Below are 17,690 nucleotides of genomic sequence, written 5' to 3' on the forward strand. Positions count from 1 at the left end.
GATTACTCCCGCCACAGGATGTGACAGAGCTTGTGATCTTTCTCGCGGCAGAGCAGCACGCGCGCAAAGACGTCGGTAATCGGCTCGCCGTCCGCTTCACCCAGCCCAATCACGACCTCAGCGAAGAAGTCCGGGTTCAGATCGAAATCAACATGATCTTTCCAGTCTTCGGAAGGATCGAACAGCTCCGCGCCGCCGCGCTCTTCAAACTGCAGATTAAAGAGAATGATATCGGCCGGATCCAGGTTGTCGCCTGCCAGTTCGAGAAAAATATCGTAGGCTTGTTCCAGCGTTTCATCTTCGGTAAGGCGATTATTTAAATCCATAGTCTGTCCTGTCGGCCTGCGGTCATTTACACAATCTGGCTCGTTTTACAGTAAAGGGCTGAAGAAGTAAAACAGTCGTTCGACGATGCGCTGCCACCAGGCACGTTTTGCCCAGCGTTTGCCATCCAGCAGGCGGGAACGGGCGATATAATCGTCCTGTACACAGGCCAGATCGCTGCCAAAGCCCGCATCGTCCACCACCAGGGTCACTTCAAAGTTCAGCCACAGACTGCGCATATCGAGGTTTACGGTGCCGACCAGGCTCAGCTGTCCGTCGACCAGCACGCTCTTGGTGTGCAGCAGGCCATCTTCAAACTGATAAATTTTGACACCGGCTTCCAGCAGTTCGCTGAAGAAAGCGCGGCTGGCCCAGCCCACCAGCAATGAGTCGTTGTTGCGCGGAATGATAATGCTGACACTGACGCCACGCTGCGCCGCCGTACAGATGGCATGCAGCAGATCGTCGCTGGGCACAAAATAAGGTGTGGTCATGATCAGCTGCTCACGCGCCGAATAAACCGCCGTCAGCAGCGCCTGATGGATCATATCCTCCGGGAAACCTGGACCGGAAGCGATGACCTGAACGGTGTGGCCGCTTTCCTGTTCGAACGGCATGATATTGCGGTCGGGCGGCGGCGGAAGGATTCGTTTGCCGGTTTCGATCTCCCAGTCACAGCTGAAAACAATCCCCATCGCGGTGGCAACCGGGCCCTCCATTCGCGCCATCAAATCGATCCACTGGCCGACGCCTGCACTCTGCTTGAAGAAGCGTGGATCGACCAGGTTCATGCTGCCGGTGTAGGCAATATAGTTGTCGATCAGAACGATTTTACGGTGCTGACGCAGGTCCATGCGTCGCAGGAACACGCGCAGCAGGCTCACCTGCAGCGCCTCCACCACGTCGATACCGGCATTACGCATCATGCCCGCCCAGGGGCTGCGGAAAAAGGTCACGCTGCCTGCGGAGTCGAGCAGCAGACGACAATGCACGCCCCGACGTGAGGCCGCCATCAGGGATTCCGCCACTTCATCCGCCAGGCCACCGGGATGCCAGATATAGAAGACCATTTCGATGTTATGGCGGGCCAGCTGGATATCGCGGATCAGCGCCTGCATCACATCATCAGAGCTGGTCAGCAGCTGGAGCTGATTGCCCTTAACCCCGGCGATCCCCTGGCGATGGTAGCAAAGCTCAAACAGGGAACGCGCCACATCGCTGTGCCCGGTGGCGAAGATTTCGCGGCACTGTCTGAGATCGTTAAGCCAGCGGGCGGTGGAGGGCCACATGGTGCGTGCGCGCTCCGCGCGGCGCTTACCCAGATGGAGTTCGCCAAAAGAGAGATAAGCGATAATGCCCACCAGCGGCAGAATATAGATCACCAGCAGCCAGGCCATCGCTGAAGTCACGGCCCGACGCTTCATCAGAATGCGCAGGGTGACACCGGCAATCAGCAGCCAGTATCCAAACAGCAGCAACCAGCTGATGAGCGTATAAAAAGTGGTCATAAAGTGGACATCCCGTTCGCGCTTCCGTCCGGCAAGTTTACGTGCAGAAACGCGCTAACGGAACCTTTAATCCCGGACTCTGAGCAGACGATCGGATTTGGCATTCGCGCAGAGATCTCTATAATGCCCACGCGGATTTGATGTCAGAGAGGAAGTAATGAAAAGAAGCAGAAATGAAGTGGCGCGCTGGAGAATGCTGAGACAGGTTCATCGTCGCCGTGCACGCTGGCTGGAAGGGCAGTCACGGCGTTATAAGCGAATTCACTGCATTCGCCACCAGCTGGCACAGCAGCAGCGTCGTTCTATTCTGTTCATTACGCAGATGGTCTAGCGTTAACCAACGCTGAGAGCCTGGCGGATAACCGCTTCGTCAGGCTTCCATAAATCCCGTTTCGGCCAGCAGGCGGCGCGCCAGCAGGTGCTCCTGCTGCGTCGCCCCGCGGTCGCTGACCTCATGCATCAGACATGTCATCGGGTCGCCCAGCGCGACTGGCCGGCGACAACCCGCCCGATCGTACCATTCATAGGACCACTTCCCCGACTTTCGCTGATAATAGATCGTCAGCCACGCCGAGCAATGTGCGGGATAACCGCTCATCACTTCAATTTTAGGATCAGCAATCGCTGCCAGACGTGACAGCAGCGGCGCTAACAGGGTAAGGGTCTGACCGGGATAAGTTTTATGCATAATAAGGTCGTGACTGCGCTGTGCATCCATTCAGAGGTTTAATCTGTAAGATCCAAATGTAGTCAGCTCTGCCAGAAAATGCATCTTCGCGACTGAAAAAATGATGAACAGATCGTTTTTTGCCGTGGGAGGTGTGGATACGGGTAGGTTGTACAAGATGTCAGGAGAAATTTGTACAACTTTACGTTTTAATAACTAATTGATTTAATGGTTTTTTTAATTCAGGTAATGAATTAATAGAAAATAAGATAACTAAATATCTGTACACGGGGAGCGTTATTGTATAACTTTACTGCATCGGTTAAGACTTTTACTAAAAACGCAATGAGGTCAATCATGCAGACTAATACTCGTATTCCCGCTTCAGTATCTGACATCTCCGCGTACTTATATAGCGCTGCGCAACCTTCGCAGCAGGCAATCCTGGGATCGGTTGTTACTGAAATCATCAGTTCAGGCCGTACCCTTAATCGTAAGGCTATCTGCTCAAAACTGATCAAGCGTCTGCAGCATGTGACCAACCCGGAAGAAGAGCAGCACTATCACGCACTAATTGGCCTGATTCTGGATCGTGGTTAATTGGGTAGCGGGGGGAGCCAGCGCAGACTTCATTGCGATCTGGCTCGCTAAACACACAAAGAATCTCTTCGCCTTTCAGCGCAAGACGCTTCACCGTATTGGCCTCTGAGCCGCAATATGAAGAGCGTATCAGCAGCAGACTTTGCGGCAAAACCTTTTCTTCAGGGATTATTTCAGTGAACATTATCCCAAAAGACGTTGCGCGTTCATCATCAGCACCACGTTAACCATTTGCAGTGCTGCCGCCAGCACAATCAGCATCACAATCCACTGCCTTGCTTTCCGCCAGCCGCGTTTCCGCCAGAGATAAACGGCATACCCCGTCATGACGATGACGATTGCCAGTAGTCCAGTAATCACAATCTGCATTTTTCTCTTACCATGACGCAAAGAAAAATGGCTCCTGTGTCAGCCACAGAAGCCATCTTCACAGCCCGCCAGCTATCAGAAGACGCGCTTGAACGGCTTAACCGTAACCTGCGCGTAAACACCCGCCGCGAAGTAAGGATCATCCTGCGCCCAGGATTGTGCCGCTTCCAGTGACGGGAACTCAGCAACGACGGTTGACCCGGTAAAGCCCGCGACACCGGGATCGTTACTGTCAACCGCAGGCATCGGGCCAGCGATAATCAGGCGCCCCTCTTCCTGCAGCAGTTTGAGCCGGGCCAGATGGGCAGGGCGCACGGCATTACGCTTTTCCAGTGAATCTGCAGTATCTTCTGCATAAATGACGTAAAGCACTCAGTAACTCCCAGTATTCAGAATTTCGCAACACGTTAAGGGATCGCCAGGCAGAGTGCAAACGAAACCTGCAGGCCATGCAGGGCTCAGCATAAAGGGCTAAAGAGGCTTTTATGCAGCACGAAGAGTGGGAGTTATTGAAACTGATTGCTATTTGCATTTAAAATTGCAGTCTCACTCAATCACTGCGATCGTTATGACCACGCTGACTATGCCACTACCTAAACGCACGTCTGTCTCCATGCTGCTGTCCATTATCCTGCATGGGGGCGTGATTGCCGGAATTCTCTACGCGTCATTCGGGCAGGAGATTAAGGTACCGGAGGCATCTCAGCCTATCAGCGTCACCATGGTGGCGCCGGAGGTTCAGCCCGCGCCTGCACCTGCGGCAGTGGTGCTACCCGCACCGCAACCCGAGCCGGAACCAGCACCGGAGCCTGAACCAGCACCCGAGCCGCCAAAGGCAGAGCCGGTGCCCATACCTGCCCCCGAACCTAAGCCAAAACCTGTACCTAAACCAAAGCCAAAACCTGAGCACAGGCAACCGCAGCCAGCGCGTGAGGTGAAGCCGCGTCAGGAGAGCAAACCGCAGGCTAACCCTTTCCAGCAAAAGACGCCCGCGCCTGAGAACAAACCGGCCGCAGCGCCAAAAGCCGCGCCGTCATCCAGTAATGCTGCGCCGGCAGGGCCAAAAGCCTTGAGCATCAGCAAACCGGGCTATCCACCCCGTGCGTTTGCCCTGCGGATAGAGGGACGGGTCAGGGTGAAGTTTGACGTAGACAGCGAGGGGCGTGTCGATAATATTGAAATCCTCTCCGCCCAGCCGGCGAACATGTTTGAGCGGACGGTGAAGCAGACGATGAAAAACTGGCGCTATCAGAGCGGACGGCCAGGCAAGGGGATGACGATGAATATCGTGTTTAAAATTAACGGTGGCGCCAGTATCGAATAAACAGCGGGTCAGACCGCCAGGCCTGACCCGTCACTTATTCGCCGGAAGACTGATTAGCGCGACCGGCGGGCAGAGGACGCGATTTGCCCTCACTATCGACGGCCACGTAGATGAATACGGCTTCCGTGGCACAGTAGGTCTGGCCAATCGGCTCAGATGACACCTTTTTGATCCACACTTTGACGTTAATCGTCATCGAGCTGTTGCCGGTCCGGATGCAACTTGCATGGCAGCTCACCACATCGCCTACGGCGACCGGTTTCATAAAGGACATGCCATCGACACGCACGGTCACCACACGGCCTTCCGCAATCTCTTTGGCCAGAATCGCGCCGCCCATATCCATCTGCGACATCAGCCAGCCACCAAAAATATCGCCGTTGGCGTTGGTGTCTGCCGGCATGGCGAGCGTACGCAGCACCATTTCGCCTTGCGGCAGTTTATGTTTTTCGTCCATTACGTCCACTTATTTGCAGGTAAGTGCCAAAAAAATGCCCGGCGAACCGGGCTGCGTCATTATTTTTGCTCCTGCTGCGGCATCTGTCGCCAGATGTAAAGACCGCTGAGCAGGGTAAACAGTAGCGTCAGGCCGGAAAGACCGAATACCTTAAAGTTAACCCAGAACGCCTGAGATAACCAAAAAGCGACATAGATGTTCACCAGCCCACAGATCAGGAAGAACAGTGCCCAGGCCACGTTGAGCCGACGCCAGACAGTTTCAGGCAAGTGCAGCTCTTTACCCAGCATGCGCTGAATCAGCGTCTGCTGCATGAACCACTGGCTGTAGAGCAGGGCAGCGGCGAACAGGCTATAGATCACGGTCACTTTCCACTTGATGAACTCATCGTTATGGAACACCAGCGTCAGGGTGCCAAATACGGCCACCAGCACAAAAGTGAAAATCGTCATCTTTTCCAGCTTGCGATAGAGCACCCAGCTGACAACCAGCGCCAGGCCAGTGGCGACGATCAGTGCGCCAGAGGCCACAAAGATGTCATACAGCTTATAAAAGATGAAAAAAACCACCAGGGGAAGAAAGTCGAGTAGCTGCTTCATAGTTTTTCCATTCAGAGTTGGCTGCGGATCAGCCCGGAGGCCGATCGCAAATCAACGTAACAGCATATAGAGCCGATAAAGATAAATAATCAACATCGCCGAAACCAGGTTACCCGCTGCGGTGAAGATCACCGATGAGACATTAAGCGGTAACACGGTCAGCGACGAGAAGAACAGCATCACCACCACTTTAGCCAGCAGCCAGAGCAGGATTGCAGGCGCTATCAGCTTCACATTCTTCCAGGCCATCCGCATGCTGGCGCGCATGGCGGCAAAGACGCCCATCTTCTCACTGGCCACCATAACCGGTGCCAGCGACAGCAGAATCGTCAGCAGAATGCCCGGCACCACCAGCACCATAAAGCCCAGTTGCGCCACCAGCGTCATCAGAAAAGTGAGCAGCAGCAGCTTAGGCAGCATCGGCACCGATGCGCCAATTGCCCGCAGCGCACTGACACGCTGACCGGCAGAGACCAGTGGGATCAGGCAGAGCATGCCACCCAACAGCAGCGTATTGCCCATCAGCGCCGCAAAGGTGCTGGCCGCCGAGGCGTGCAGCAGGACCTGCTGCTGCTCCGGAGACATATTCTGCACCATCTCAAACAGCGAACCGGCGCTGTCGTCACTCTGCTGGAGTATCGCCATCTGATCGGCACCGGGCGTCAGCACATGCACCAGCATAACGGTAATAAAAGCGGTCAGCAGCGACAGCAACAGCAACGTAGCCAGTTGATGACGCGCAAAATTTCCTGTGTCACGGTATAACGAGCTGGCCGTGATAGACATGTACACTCCTTGGAGGAACCGGGTTAATTAACCCGGCGATTGTACATGTTCTGGCAGCTCGCGGGCACCCGCCGCGGCATAACTTTCTGTCATATCAGGTAAAGAAGGAGAAAAAAGCGCAGGAAGACCATAACGGGCGCGGGCGCGATCGCAGGCTTCGTTGTGAATGCCCGCTTCACCCGACATGGCAAACTCGCGGCAGGGTGACGGACGTTGCGCATAAATCCCGCAGGAGACGCAGCCGCCGATCTCTCCCTCCAGGGCGACGCAGCGGGGCGAGCGATCGTTAGTTCCCCGCATATTGCGCATCAGCAGGCTGAGCGGTTCGGTTAAGTGGGTCGGCACCAGACCGCCAGCGTCATCGGCTTCGGCCCAGTAAAAAGAGACGCGGAAATGGGCGCAGCAGGCGCCACAGCTGACACAGGGATTCGTCATTTCATGCATTTGATCACCCGCCCCTCCCAGGGCATCGAACCAAAATCAACAAGGAAGAGAAGCAAAATAGGCTGACTGGGATTATTCAGCAAGTGCTATTTTTTGCCGCCAGCCTGGGCTGAAATTGATCTAAATCAATTCATTGTTTTTTAAGCAGTTTATCTGAAACGTTCAGAGTGCAATTTTCTGTAAATCACGTTAAATAATTGCCAGCAAAAAAGCGATGACGTTAGCGATTTCAAGATTAAGCAAAGGAGTGACAATGAAACTGGCAAAATGCGCGATGTTACTGGCAATGGCGTTGCCTCATCTGGCAATAGCTCACGAGGCGGGCGACTTCTTTATGCGGGCTGGCAGTGCCACCGTCCGGCCTGTTGAGGGTTCCGATAATGTGTTAGGCATGGGTGAATTCAGTGCCTCGAATGACACACAGCTGGGCCTGACACTGACCTGGATGGCAACCGATAACATTGGTATTGAGTTGCTGGCCGCCACGCCATTCCGTCATAAAGTGGGACTTGGCCCGACCGGCACGCTGGCGACGGTACGCCAGTTACCGCCTACGCTGATGGCACAGTACTACTTCTTTGACAGCAAAAGTCCGGTGCGTCCTTACGTGGGCGTGGGCGTGAACTACACCACCTTCTACGATGCTAAGTTCAACCAGACCGGTCGCGATGCGGGCCTGACCGACCTCAGCGTTAAGAACTCCTGGGGCGTGGCGGGTCAGGTCGGCCTTGACTATCAGATCAACCGGGACTGGATGCTGAATGCGTCGCTGTGGTACATGGATATCGATACGGAAGTGAAGTTTAAAGCGGGCGGCGAACAGCAGAACATCAATATGCGCGTCGATCCCTGGGTGTTCTTCTTCGGGGCGGGTTACCGTTTCTGATGATAAAAAGGCCGCTGAATCAGCGGCCTTTTTTGTGTGCCAGACGTTACTTGATCTGCATGTTGTTAACCACCGATCTTACGCCTGCCACGCTGCGTGTCACCTGAACGGCACGGTTGGCCATCTGCGGTGATGAAACAAAGCCGCTCAGCTGAACTTTGCCTTTAAAGGTTTCTACGTTGATTTCTGTCGACTTCAGCGACTCATCTTTCAGCAGCGCACCTTTGACTTTGGTGGTGACCACGGTGTCATCGATATAGCCGCCGGTTCCCTCTTTGGTTGCGGTTGGCGCACAGGCGCTCAGTGTCAGCGCAACCACGCCCGCCAGTACAGCACCTGCCAGCATCTTAACGAATTTCATTGCTTTCTCTCCCTGTCACAAATTGGATGCGACGTTACCGTAACGGCGCACTGTCATTGTGGTGCAGATTTCAGGAAAAGGCCAAACCGAGGGCGATAAAAAAGGAAACAAATCATGCCTTATCGGGTGATAAGGCATGATGGCAGGATTAGCGGCTGGCAGCTTTGAGGCGGCTGACAAAATGCTTCAGTTCGCTCAGCATTATTTCCGGTTCGGCATGATGCTTTTCGATAATTCTGACAATCGCTGAGCCGGAGATAGCGCCTGCGGCACCGGCCGCGATCGCCTCTTTCACCTGTTCCGGTTCTGAAATACCAAAGCCCTGCAGCGGCGGCGCGGCGTGATATTCGCGCAGCTTGTCGATCAAATGCTGCAGCGGCAGGCTGGCGCGGTTCTCCGCACCGGTCACGCCAGCGCGCGACAACAGATAGGTGTAACCGCGGCCGTGTGATGCGATCTCACGCAGCAGCTCATCGCTGGCATTCGGCGGACAGATAAAGATCGGTGCTACGCCATGGCGCAGCGCCGCCTGACGGAAGGACGCCGACTCTTCAACCGGCACGTCAGCCACCAGCACTGAATCCACACCGGCTTCGGCACAGCGGGCATAGAACGCATCCACACCGTTGGTGAAGACCAGGTTGGCGTACATCAGCAGGCCAATCGGCAGGTCCGGGTATTTACGGCGAATGGTCGCCAGCATCTCAAAGCACTGGCTGGTGTTGGTGCCTGCCGCAAAGGCGCGGAGCGTCGCATTCTGGATAGTCGGGCCGTCTGCCAGGGGATCAGAGAAGGGGATGCCCAGCTCCAGGGCATCAGCGCCCCCTTCAACCAGCGCGTCGATTACGCGTAGTGACAGCGCGGGTGACGGGTCGCCCAGCGTCACAAAGGGAACGAAGGCACCTTCGTTGTTCGCTGCCAGGCGGGTAAACAGTTGGTTATAACGTTCCATCAGATTTCTCCCTGTGCGGTCAGAATGTCATGAACAGTGAAAATATCTTTGTCGCCACGGCCAGAGAGGTTAACCACAATCAGCTGCTCTTTTTCCGGCTCCGCATGGATCATCTTCAGTGCATGGGCCAGCGCATGGGAGGACTCCAGCGCCGGAATAATGCCTTCCGCGCGGCAGAGCTGCTTAAAGGCGTCCATCGCTTCGTTATCGGTAATCGAGACGTAGTCTGCGCGACCGATGCTGTTAAGATGCGCATGCTGCGGACCGACCGACGGGAAGTCGAGGCCGGCAGAGATAGAGTAGGACTCTTCGATCTGCCCGTCGTGCGTCTGCATCATCGGCGCTTTCATGCCGAAGTAGATCCCCACGCGACCATGCTTCAGCGGCGCGCCATGTTCGCCCGTCTCAATGCCGTGACCCGCCGGTTCGACCCCGATCAGCTTCACGCTGGTCTCATCGATGAAGTCAGCAAACATCCCAATGGCATTGGAGCCGCCGCCCACACAGGCGAGGATGGCATCCGGCAGGCGTCCCTCTTTTTCCAGAATCTGCTTTTTAGTCTCTTCGCCAATCATGCGCTGAAACTCACGTACAATCGTCGGGAAGGGATGAGGGCCCGCCGCCGTGCCGAGCATATAGTGCGCGGTTTCATAGCTACCGGACCAGTCACGCAGCGCCTCATTACAGGCATCTTTCAGCGTGGCGGAGCCGCTATGAACCGGGATCACTTCCGCGCCCATCAGACGCATACGGAACACGTTCGGTGACTGACGCTCGACATCTTTTGCGCCCATGTAGATGCGGCACTTCATGCCCAGCAGCGCACAGGCCAGGGCGGAGGCCACACCGTGCTGACCCGCACCGGTTTCAGCGATGATTTCGTTTTTGCCCATGCGTTTGGCTAACAGCGCCTGACCCAGCACCTGGTTTGTCTTGTGCGCCCCCCCGTGCAGCAGATCTTCACGCTTGAGATAGAGGCGGGTTTTTGTGCCTTTGGTCAGGTTTTTGCACAGCGTCAGGGCAGTCGGACGGCCCGCATAGTTCTTCAGCAGGTCGGTAAATTCGGCCTGAAACGCCGGATCTTTTTGCGCGTCAACAAACGCCTGTTCAAGCTGGCGCAGCGCGGGCATTAGGATCTGCGGAACATACATTCCGCCAAATTCGCCAAAATAGGGGTTGAGTAACGTCATTTTTATCTTCCTTTTTCGGGCCCGCATTGAAGCGGGCCAGGCAAATCAGTAGGCACGCAGTGTCTGAAACACAGCAGCGATTTTGCGGGCATCTTTGATGCCGGGCGCGCTTTCTACGCCAGAGTTGAAGTCCAGCCCGGCACAGCCCAGCTGCGCGGCTTCAACACAGTTATCCGCGCTGAGGCCACCGGCCAGCAGCACATTGTCCAGAGTCTGCCCCTGCAGCAGTGACCAGTCGAAACGCTCCCCGGTGCCACCGTGGCCGTTGTCGAACACGTAGCGGTCCACGTGCGGCCAGTCGCGGGCCGGCACGCTGCCCTCAATGCGCAGCGCCTTCCAGATCTGAACCGACGCAGGCAGCGCGGCACGCAGGTCAGCCACAAAGGCCGGGGTCTCATCGCCATGCAGCTGCACAGCGGACAAAGAAAGTGCGGCAGTCTGTGTGACAATGTCACTTATTGCGTTATTACGGAACACGCCCACATAGCGCAGCGGCGCGGCGGCGATCACCGACTGTGCCCTGGCCGTGTCGATCAGGCGCGGCGAGCCTTCGGCAAAAATCAGGCCGCCATAGATGGCACCCGCTTCATAGGCGACACGCGCATCTTCAGGGCGGGTCAGGCCGCACACTTTGTTGCTGCCCAGGGTAACCCGACGCACGGCACCGGTCAGATCCGGCTCTTCCATCAGCGCAGAGCCAATCAGGAAGCCGTTGGCAAAATGGCTCAGCTCACGAATATCGGCATAGCTGTTAATGCCCGACTCGCTGATCACCGTGACGCCGTGCGACAGGCGTGGGGCCAGCTGGCGTGTGCGGTTAAGATCGATAGAGAGATCGCGCAGATCGCGATTGTTGATGCCGACAACTTTTGCCTGCAGGGCGATGGCGCGCTCCAGCTCCTCTTCGTTACTGACTTCGGTCAGGATACCCATCTTCAGGCTGTGCGCCACGGCGGCCAGCTGGCGATACTGCTCATCATCCAGCACGGAGAGCATCAGCAGGATGGCATCCGCCTGGTAATAACGCGCCAGATAGATCTGATAGGGATCGATAATAAAATCTTTGCACAGTACCGGCTGGGTGATGGCCGCGCTGACAATCGGCAGAAAGGCAAAGTCGCCCTGAAAATATTTCTCATCAGTCAGCACGGAGACCGCGGAGGCGTAGTGGCGATAGACCCCGGCAATGGCGGCCGGGTCGAAATCCTCGCGGATCACCCCTTTAGAGGGCGACGCTTTTTTACACTCGAGGATAAACGCGGTGCGTGCACCCTGCTGCAGCGCGTCATAGAAATGACGGCTGGCAGGTTCAATGCTGTTCTGAAAGGTAGAGAGCGGCTGCTGCTGCTGACGGGCTTCAACCCACATCGCTTTATCCTGAACAATTTTTTCTAACACGGTGCCTTTCATGATTATCCTCTTGCTGCCAGTGCGACAACGCGCTCATAAGCCTGTCCGCTACGGATGGCGTTAAGCGCCTGCTGGGCGTTTTCACGCAGATCTTCCTGACCGAATACCTTAAGCAACATCGCCACGTTGACGGCGACCGCTTCTTCATGCGCCTGCTGGCCATTACCCTGGAGTAAAGCTGTAAGAATGTCACGATTTTCTTCCGGCGTTCCGCCGGCCAGCGCCTCTTTGGGATGGAAGCCAAAACCAAAGTCCTCCGGCGAGAGCTGATAGCGGGTAATTTCGCCGTCGCGCAGCTCAGCTACATGCGTCACGTCGTGCAGCGCCACCTCATCCATGCCGCCGCCGTGCACCACCGCCGCGCGCTGATAGCCCAGCATCTTCAGGGTCTGGGCAATCGGCATCACCAAATCCGGGCTATAGACGCCAATCACGGCCAGCGGCGGACGCGCCGGATTAATCAGCGGGCCGAGCACGTTAAATAGCGTGCGGGTTTTAAGCCGCTGACGGACCGGCATCGCGTGACGGAAACCGCTGTGGTACTGCGGCGCAAACAGGAAGCAGACGTTCAGGTCATCCAGCGCCTGGCGCGCCCGCGCTGCGGGCATGTCGAGATCGATACCAAAGGCGGCCAGCAGATCGGAGGAGCCCGACTTGCTGGAAACGCTGCGGTTGCCATGCTTCGCCACTTTCAGGCCGCAGGTGGCGGCTACAAACGCGCTGGCGGTGGAAATATTGATGCTGTTGCTGCCGTCGCCGCCGGTGCCCACAATGTCCGCAAACGCATAGCCCGGGCGCGGAAAAGGTCTGGCATCTTCCAGCAGCGCCGTGGCGGCCCCGGCGATCTCTTCCGGCGTCTCGCCGCGCACTTTCATGGCGATCAGCGCCGCAGCGAGCTGCTCAGGCTCCAGCTGTCCGGTGATAATGGCGCTGAAAAGGGCATGGCTTTCTGCCTGACTCAGCGTTTGCGCCTGGTAAAGTTTTTCCAGTGTCTGTTGCATGATTATTCTCCCTGTGACTTCGCCAGCGCCCAGGCCAGCGTCTGTTCAAGCAGACGCGCGCCCTGAGACGTCAGAATCGATTCCGGATGGAACTGAAAGCCGCATACCCGATCGGCTTCATGACGCACCGCCATCACCATCCCGTTGTAACTGGCATTGACCGTCAGCTCTTCCGGGGTATTACTGCCCACCAGTGAGTGGTAGCGCGCGACCGGCAATGGATTGCTCAGACCGGCAAACATCGCCTCGCCATCATGATCGATGGCTGAGGCCTTACCGTGCAGGATCTCGCCCGCCTGACCGACATGGCCGCCGTAAGCTTCCACAATCGCCTGATGTCCCAGGCAGATGCCGATAATTGGCAGACGACCGCGCAACACCCGCAGCAGCTCTGGCATACAGCCCGCATCTTTTGGCGCGCCAGGACCGGGAGAGAGCATCAGCACCGGGTTTTCCATCCGCTGCAGTTGTTCAATCAGCAGCTCAGCAGGCAGGTTATTACGGTAAATCACCACGTTGTGACCAAAGGTCCGCAGCTGATCAACCAGGTTGTAAGTGAATGAGTCGATGTTATCGAGCAGCAGAATATCGGCCATCAGAAGATCTCCTTGCAGTGATGGGCAGTCGCGATGGCGCGCAGAACGGCGCGGGCTTTGTTGCGGCTTTCATCCGCTTCAGCCTGCGGATGAGAATCCAGTACCACACCCGCGCCCGCCTGCACGGTAGCAACGCCATCTTCGACATAGGCCGAACGAATAACGATACAGGTATCCAGATCGCCCTGGGCCGTGAAGTAGCCCACCGCGCCGCCGTAGCTGCCGCGGCGTGTACCTTCGGCGCCGGCAATCAGCTGCATGGCGCGCACTTTTGGCGCACCGCTGAGTGTGCCCATGTTCATGCAGGCGCGGTAGGCGTGAAGCACGTCCAGGTCGGCACGCAGCGTCCCCACCACGCGGGAAACCAGGTGCATCACAAATGAGTAGCGGTCCACTTTGGTCAAATCAGCGACGTAACGGCTGCCCGGCACACAGATGCGAGCCAGATCGTTTCGCGCCAGATCCACCAGCATCAGATGTTCAGCCAGCTCTTTATGGTCAGTGCGCATCTCAAGCTCAATCCGGCTGTCGAGATCGCGGTCCAGCGAGCCGTCGGCATGGCGGCCACGCGGGCGCGTACCGGCAATCGGGTAGATCTCGATCTGACGCGAGGTGGCGTCATACTTCAGCGAACTCTCTGGCGAGGCCCCGAACAGCGAGAAATCCTGATCCTGCATAAAGAACATGTAGGGGCTCGGGTTGCTGTTTTTCAGCGTGTCATAGGCGGCCAGCGGCGACGGGCAGGGCAGCGAGAAGCGGCGCGACGGCACGACCTGGAAAATCTCGCCGATGCGAATCGCCTGCTGCATCTGACGCACCACCTCACAATAGGCTTCGTCACTCTGGCTGGTGGTCAGCGTCATCTGCGCAACCGGCTGCACGGGCAGTGCCGGAGCGGGTTGCAGAATCTGGCCATGCAGCTGCTCAATGCGGCGCTGCAGGCGCTGGAACTCACTGGTGGAAGGACAGAACAGGCTGGCCTGCAGACGCGCACTGCGGGTCTGATGGTCGATCACCAGTAAGGTTTCTGCCAGGTAGAAACAGTAGTCAGGGCAGCGCTGCTGATTATCCAGTGCAGGCAGCGTCTCGAAACCGGCCACCAGGTCATAGGCGAACAGGCCACCCAGCAGCACGGCTTCGCGTTCGTCGGCTGGGGCATTGACCAGTTGCGGGATCAGACGCAGCGCATCAAAGACTGACAGCGCTTTCAGCCGGGAATCTTCATCCTGCTGATGATCGTGGCTCGGCGGGAAGGTCAGTTCGCGTCCATCGGGGCGCACCTGATTGCCGACGGCGGCGGGCAGCGCCTCATCCAGCAGCGGCAGCAGGGCGCGGCCATTTTCTGATAACGCCTGCACGGTAACAGTAGCGCCCAGGGCGCTGATGCGCAGTGCGCTGTCGACAATCAGCAGGCTTTTTAAATTGCGCTTGCTGTCGATGTCCGCAGACTCAAGCAGCAGGGTTGCCGGACGTGCGCCGCAAAGCTGGTGAAACACTGCGGCCGGATCTTCGCGGTAAGGTGCGGTGCCGGTAATCAACTTCACTGTAGGTTTCGCATTTGGCATGATGATTTCTCTGAATTTCGCTCAAAAAAAAGCCCGCGGGTGGGCGGGCTCAGGTTTTCACACGGCGTTTACGCAAAGTGTGCACGATCCTGTCGCCCATAATCGGGAACAGCGCGCCAACCCTCTGAATGCATCATAAAATTCGCCATGACTGAATACCCGTTGTGTGTGAACTTGTGTACTAGTTAACGGGTTCATGGCGAAAATGTCAATACACTTTTTCACTGACCGTGAAAATCGTTATCATGCTGGCCGGTTTAGTTTCAGCAGGAGTTCTCTTGAGCGATATCGCCCGTTTTCCGGTTTATGATTTACACAGCCACACGCGCGCCTCTGATGGTCTGCTGTCGCCGGCCGCCCTTGTGCAGCGGGCTGTTGAGATGCGCGTCGGCGTACTGGCGATTACCGATCACGACAGCGTAGCCGGAGTGGCAGAGGCGCAGCAGACGGTCATTGACCAGAATCTGCCGATCAGCGTGCTGGCAGGAGCCGAGCTCTCGACGCTGTGGGAGAATCATGAGATTCACATTGTCGGGCTGAACATCGATATCGATCATCCGGCGATGGTGACTTTTCTGGCCGGTCAGCTGACCTGTCGTCAGACACGAGCGGCAGAAATTGGCGAGCGTCTGGCGAAAGCGCGCATTCCCGATGCACTGGCGGGTGCCACGCGACTGGCAGATGGCGGCATTATTACCCGCGGCCATTTCGCCCGCTTCCTGATTGAGCAGGGCAAAGCCGACAATATGGCTCAGGTCTTTAAACAGTATCTGGCGCGCGGCAAAACCGGCTACGTTCCGCCACAATGGTGTACAATTAAACAAGCTATTGATGCGATTCATCATTCTGGTGGCTGTGCCGTGCTGGCCCATCCGGGTCGTTACGGTTTATCGGCGAAGTGGCTTAAACGGCTGATCGCCCATTTCCGCGAAGCGGGTGGCGATGCTATTGAGGTTGCACAGTGCCAGCAGCCGCCGAATGAGCGAACACAACTGGCGCAATATGCCAGAGATAACGATCTGGCCGCATCACAAGGTTCTGATTTTCATCAACCCTGCCCGTGGATTGAGCTGGGCCGCAAACTCTGGCTACCCGCAGGGGTGGAGCCGGTCTGGGAACGTTTCCCGGCACTCGCGCCATGCCCGGCCGACACGGAAAGGTGACACGAGGTTTCTATGAGTCAACTGTTTCATATCCATCCGGACAACCCGCAGCCGCGCCTGATTAAACAGGCGGTCGACTACCTGAACAAAGGCGGCGTCATCGTTTATCCTACCGATTCCGGCTACGCGCTGGGCTGCCGGCTGGAGGAGAAAGGCGCAATGGAGCGGATCTGTCGCATCCGTCAGCTCGATGGACACCACAATTTCACGCTGATGTGCCGTGATCTCTCTGAACTGTCCGTCTATTCGCAGGTGGGGAACTCCGCGTTTCGCCTGCTGAAAAACAATACGCCAGGTAACTACACCTTCATTCTTAAGGCCACCAAAGAAGTGCCGCGCCGCCTGATGAATGAGAAACGTAAGACTATCGGTCTGCGCGTGCCGTCCAATCCGGTGGCGCTGGCGCTGCTTGACGCGCTGAATGAGCCGATGATGTCGACCTCTCTGATTCTGCCCGGCAACGATTTCACCGAATCCGATCCGGAAGAGATCCAGCACAGCATCGGTAAACTGGTCGACCTGATTATTGACGGCGGCACGCTGGGTCAGCAACCGACGACGGTGGTCGATCTGACCACCGATGCGCCGGAAATTGTGCGTGAAGGGGTGGGCGATACCCGCCCGTTTCAGTAATTAAGCCAGATTTCAGGCACCACGCACAGGTGCCTGCGCCAGGTTTGACTGTAACCAGTTTTTAAACTGGCCGTAGGGAATATAAAGTGAAACGTCTTTCAGGATCACTTTTCCGCTACGGCCATTTTTAATGGAATCGGTATAACCCACAATGACGCCGCTCAGCGTGTCATCACTGTTATAAACCCCGCCGCCCGACATTCCCTGAACAACCCCGGCATTTGACGCCATGGCCAGACACGGACTTTTATTCCATTTATTCCGGATAGCGGTACGGGCTAAATTAACGCCTTTCGACTCTACCGGCATCGCAGAAATAAAACTGTAGCCATACATTTTAATGGAGTCGCCAATATCACCACTGCGGAATTTAGCCAGCGTTCCGGCATCGTTCTTGTGATAAATAATCGCAACATCGCAATAGGGGTGATAGGATTTCACACGCTGTACAGCCGTTTTAGCGACGTGCGCCGCCGTCAGGCTATATTCAGGCGTAAGGGGAATACTGGTGCCCAGTGTGCCAAGCCCGAGGATCGTCGGAATGCCAGTCACGCTCATATCTACGTGCTGCATTGCCGTGCGGCTGTACTCAGTATGGCCCACGGAACACCCGCTCAGCACCAGTGCAGCAAGCACCGGCAACAGGGTCAGGTTTCTCATGATGGGTTTCTTTATTCAGGCATGTCAGGAAATCCCTGGTGAAGACTTTTGACATGCAAACAAGGTTCATCACTGAACCGTATTAACGCAATAAGTCCGTATGCGCCGGTTTATTGGATTAATCAAAACACGAATTTTATTAACGAATCATTAACGTAAAACGTTCTTTTCGCGAACCCCTCTTAACGGCAGGTT

21 protein-coding genes and 1 pseudogene are annotated in these 17,690 nt (G+C 56.4%); 6 read left to right on the forward strand and 16 right to left on the reverse strand.

What is annotated here, in order from left to right; all coding sequences use genetic code 11:
- Positions 1–2: 2 nt before the first annotated feature.
- Positions 3–326 (reverse strand): HI1450 family dsDNA-mimic protein, encoded by a 324-nt coding sequence (locus tag RT657_RS00090; protein WP_009089915.1) that lies wholly within the window; start codon positions 324–326, stop codon positions 3–5.
- 45 nt (positions 327–371) lie between these two features.
- Positions 372–1,832, reverse strand: a complete 1,461-nt coding sequence (gene cls / locus RT657_RS00095) for a cardiolipin synthase (protein ID WP_313651348.1) — start codon at positions 1,830–1,832, stop codon at positions 372–374.
- A gap of 157 nt (positions 1,833–1,989) precedes the next feature.
- On the opposite strand from cls, the gene RT657_RS00100 reads away from it, so the two are divergent.
- The gene (locus tag RT657_RS00100) at positions 1,990–2,163 is read left to right on the forward strand and encodes a YciY family protein (protein ID WP_313651350.1); all 174 of its coding nucleotides are present in this window, start codon (positions 1,990–1,992) and stop codon (positions 2,161–2,163) included.
- Between the two features lie 39 nt (positions 2,164–2,202).
- On the opposite strand, the gene RT657_RS00105 is transcribed toward RT657_RS00100, so the two are convergent.
- Positions 2,203–2,520, reverse strand: a complete 318-nt coding sequence (locus RT657_RS00105) for a hypothetical protein (protein ID WP_313651352.1) — start codon at positions 2,518–2,520, stop codon at positions 2,203–2,205.
- A gap of 336 nt (positions 2,521–2,856) precedes the next feature.
- On the opposite strand from RT657_RS00105, the gene ycgZ reads away from it, so the two are divergent.
- Complete coding sequence (ycgZ, locus tag RT657_RS00110) at positions 2,857–3,099, forward strand: regulatory protein YcgZ (protein WP_313651354.1); 243 nt, start codon at positions 2,857–2,859, stop codon at positions 3,097–3,099.
- A gap of 183 nt (positions 3,100–3,282) precedes the next feature.
- Here ycgZ and RT657_RS00115 read toward each other — a convergent pair whose 3' ends face one another.
- Positions 3,283–3,468, reverse strand: coding sequence for a hypothetical protein (locus RT657_RS00115; RefSeq protein WP_313651356.1), 186 nt, complete (start codon positions 3,466–3,468; stop codon positions 3,283–3,285).
- Positions 3,469–3,543: 75 nt separating this feature from the next.
- On the reverse strand, positions 3,544–3,840 hold the full coding sequence (locus tag RT657_RS00120; RefSeq protein WP_313651358.1) for a YciI family protein: 297 nt from the start codon (positions 3,838–3,840) through the stop codon (positions 3,544–3,546).
- A gap of 196 nt (positions 3,841–4,036) precedes the next feature.
- Here RT657_RS00120 and tonB point away from each other — a divergent pair, with 196 nt between their 5' ends.
- On the forward strand, positions 4,037–4,792 hold the full coding sequence (gene tonB / locus RT657_RS00125; RefSeq protein WP_313651360.1) for a TonB system transport protein TonB: 756 nt from the start codon (positions 4,037–4,039) through the stop codon (positions 4,790–4,792).
- Positions 4,793–4,826: 34 nt separating this feature from the next.
- Here the strand turns inward: tonB and yciA are convergent, their stop codons facing one another.
- From yciA to RT657_RS00145, 4 genes are read right to left on the reverse strand one after another with little or no spacing between them, the layout of a single operon-like run.
- Positions 4,827–5,249 (reverse strand): acyl-CoA thioester hydrolase YciA, encoded by a 423-nt coding sequence (yciA, locus tag RT657_RS00130; protein ID WP_313651362.1) that lies wholly within the window; start codon positions 5,247–5,249, stop codon positions 4,827–4,829.
- 59 nt (positions 5,250–5,308) lie between these two features.
- A complete protein-coding gene (locus RT657_RS00135) occupies positions 5,309–5,848 on the reverse strand; it encodes a septation protein A (protein ID WP_313651363.1) in 540 nt (179 codons plus the stop codon).
- A gap of 51 nt (positions 5,849–5,899) precedes the next feature.
- Positions 5,900–6,634: a YciC family protein gene (locus RT657_RS00140; protein ID WP_313651365.1), complete on the reverse strand. Its 735-nt coding sequence runs from the start codon at positions 6,632–6,634 to the stop codon at positions 5,900–5,902.
- Between the two features lie 27 nt (positions 6,635–6,661).
- Positions 6,662–7,078: a YkgJ family cysteine cluster protein gene (locus tag RT657_RS00145; RefSeq protein ID WP_313651367.1), complete on the reverse strand. Its 417-nt coding sequence runs from the start codon at positions 7,076–7,078 to the stop codon at positions 6,662–6,664.
- A gap of 253 nt (positions 7,079–7,331) precedes the next feature.
- Here RT657_RS00145 and ompW point away from each other — a divergent pair, with 253 nt between their 5' ends.
- Positions 7,332–7,964, forward strand: coding sequence for an outer membrane protein OmpW (gene ompW, locus RT657_RS00150; protein WP_313651369.1), 633 nt, complete (start codon positions 7,332–7,334; stop codon positions 7,962–7,964).
- 46 nt (positions 7,965–8,010) lie between these two features.
- Here ompW and RT657_RS00155 read toward each other — a convergent pair whose 3' ends face one another.
- The 6 genes and pseudogenes from RT657_RS00155 to RT657_RS00180 all read right to left on the reverse strand — a co-directional run bounded on the left by RT657_RS00155 (position 8,011) and on the right by RT657_RS00180 (position 15,039).
- Positions 8,011–8,325: a BON domain-containing protein gene (locus RT657_RS00155; protein WP_111140057.1), complete on the reverse strand. Its 315-nt coding sequence runs from the start codon at positions 8,323–8,325 to the stop codon at positions 8,011–8,013.
- A 148-nt stretch (positions 8,326–8,473) separates the two neighbouring features.
- Positions 8,474–9,277: a tryptophan synthase subunit alpha gene (gene trpA, locus RT657_RS00160; RefSeq protein WP_313651372.1), complete on the reverse strand. Its 804-nt coding sequence runs from the start codon at positions 9,275–9,277 to the stop codon at positions 8,474–8,476.
- Positions 9,277–10,467 (reverse strand): tryptophan synthase subunit beta, encoded by a 1,191-nt coding sequence (trpB, locus tag RT657_RS00165; RefSeq protein WP_128084041.1) that lies wholly within the window; start codon positions 10,465–10,467, stop codon positions 9,277–9,279. Before trpB ends, trpA begins: the two co-directional genes overlap by 1 nt.
- A 45-nt stretch (positions 10,468–10,512) precedes the next feature.
- Positions 10,513–11,877 carry a bifunctional indole-3-glycerol-phosphate synthase TrpC/phosphoribosylanthranilate isomerase TrpF gene (gene trpCF, locus RT657_RS00170; RefSeq protein WP_313651375.1) on the reverse strand — a complete coding sequence of 455 codons (1,365 nt, stop codon included), beginning with the start codon at positions 11,875–11,877 and terminating at the stop codon, positions 10,513–10,515.
- A 2-nt stretch (positions 11,878–11,879) separates the two neighbouring features.
- A pseudogene (gene trpD / locus RT657_RS00175) lies at positions 11,880–13,474 on the reverse strand (bifunctional anthranilate synthase glutamate amidotransferase component TrpG/anthranilate phosphoribosyltransferase TrpD).
- A complete protein-coding gene (locus RT657_RS00180; protein ID WP_313651377.1) occupies positions 13,474–15,039 on the reverse strand; it encodes an anthranilate synthase component 1 in 1,566 nt (521 codons plus the stop codon). The pseudogene trpD and the gene RT657_RS00180 overlap by 1 nt, the downstream one beginning before the upstream one ends.
- 278 nt (positions 15,040–15,317) lie before the next feature.
- Here RT657_RS00180 and rnm point away from each other — a divergent pair, with 278 nt between their 5' ends.
- A complete protein-coding gene (rnm, locus tag RT657_RS00185; RefSeq protein ID WP_409520970.1) occupies positions 15,318–16,202 on the forward strand; it encodes an RNase RNM in 885 nt (294 codons plus the stop codon).
- Positions 16,203–16,214: 12 nt separating this feature from the next.
- The gene (locus RT657_RS00190) at positions 16,215–16,835 is read left to right on the forward strand and encodes an L-threonylcarbamoyladenylate synthase (protein ID WP_313651381.1); all 621 of its coding nucleotides are present in this window, start codon (positions 16,215–16,217) and stop codon (positions 16,833–16,835) included.
- A gap of 12 nt (positions 16,836–16,847) precedes the next feature.
- Here the strand turns inward: RT657_RS00190 and RT657_RS00195 are convergent, their stop codons facing one another.
- Positions 16,848–17,495 carry a serine protease gene (locus RT657_RS00195; protein ID WP_313651383.1) on the reverse strand — a complete coding sequence of 216 codons (648 nt, stop codon included), beginning with the start codon at positions 17,493–17,495 and terminating at the stop codon, positions 16,848–16,850.
- Positions 17,496–17,690 lie beyond the last annotated feature (195 nt).

Source organism: Pantoea sp. (assembly GCF_032114055.1).
Lineage (GTDB): Bacteria > Pseudomonadota > Gammaproteobacteria > Enterobacterales > Enterobacteriaceae > Pantoea.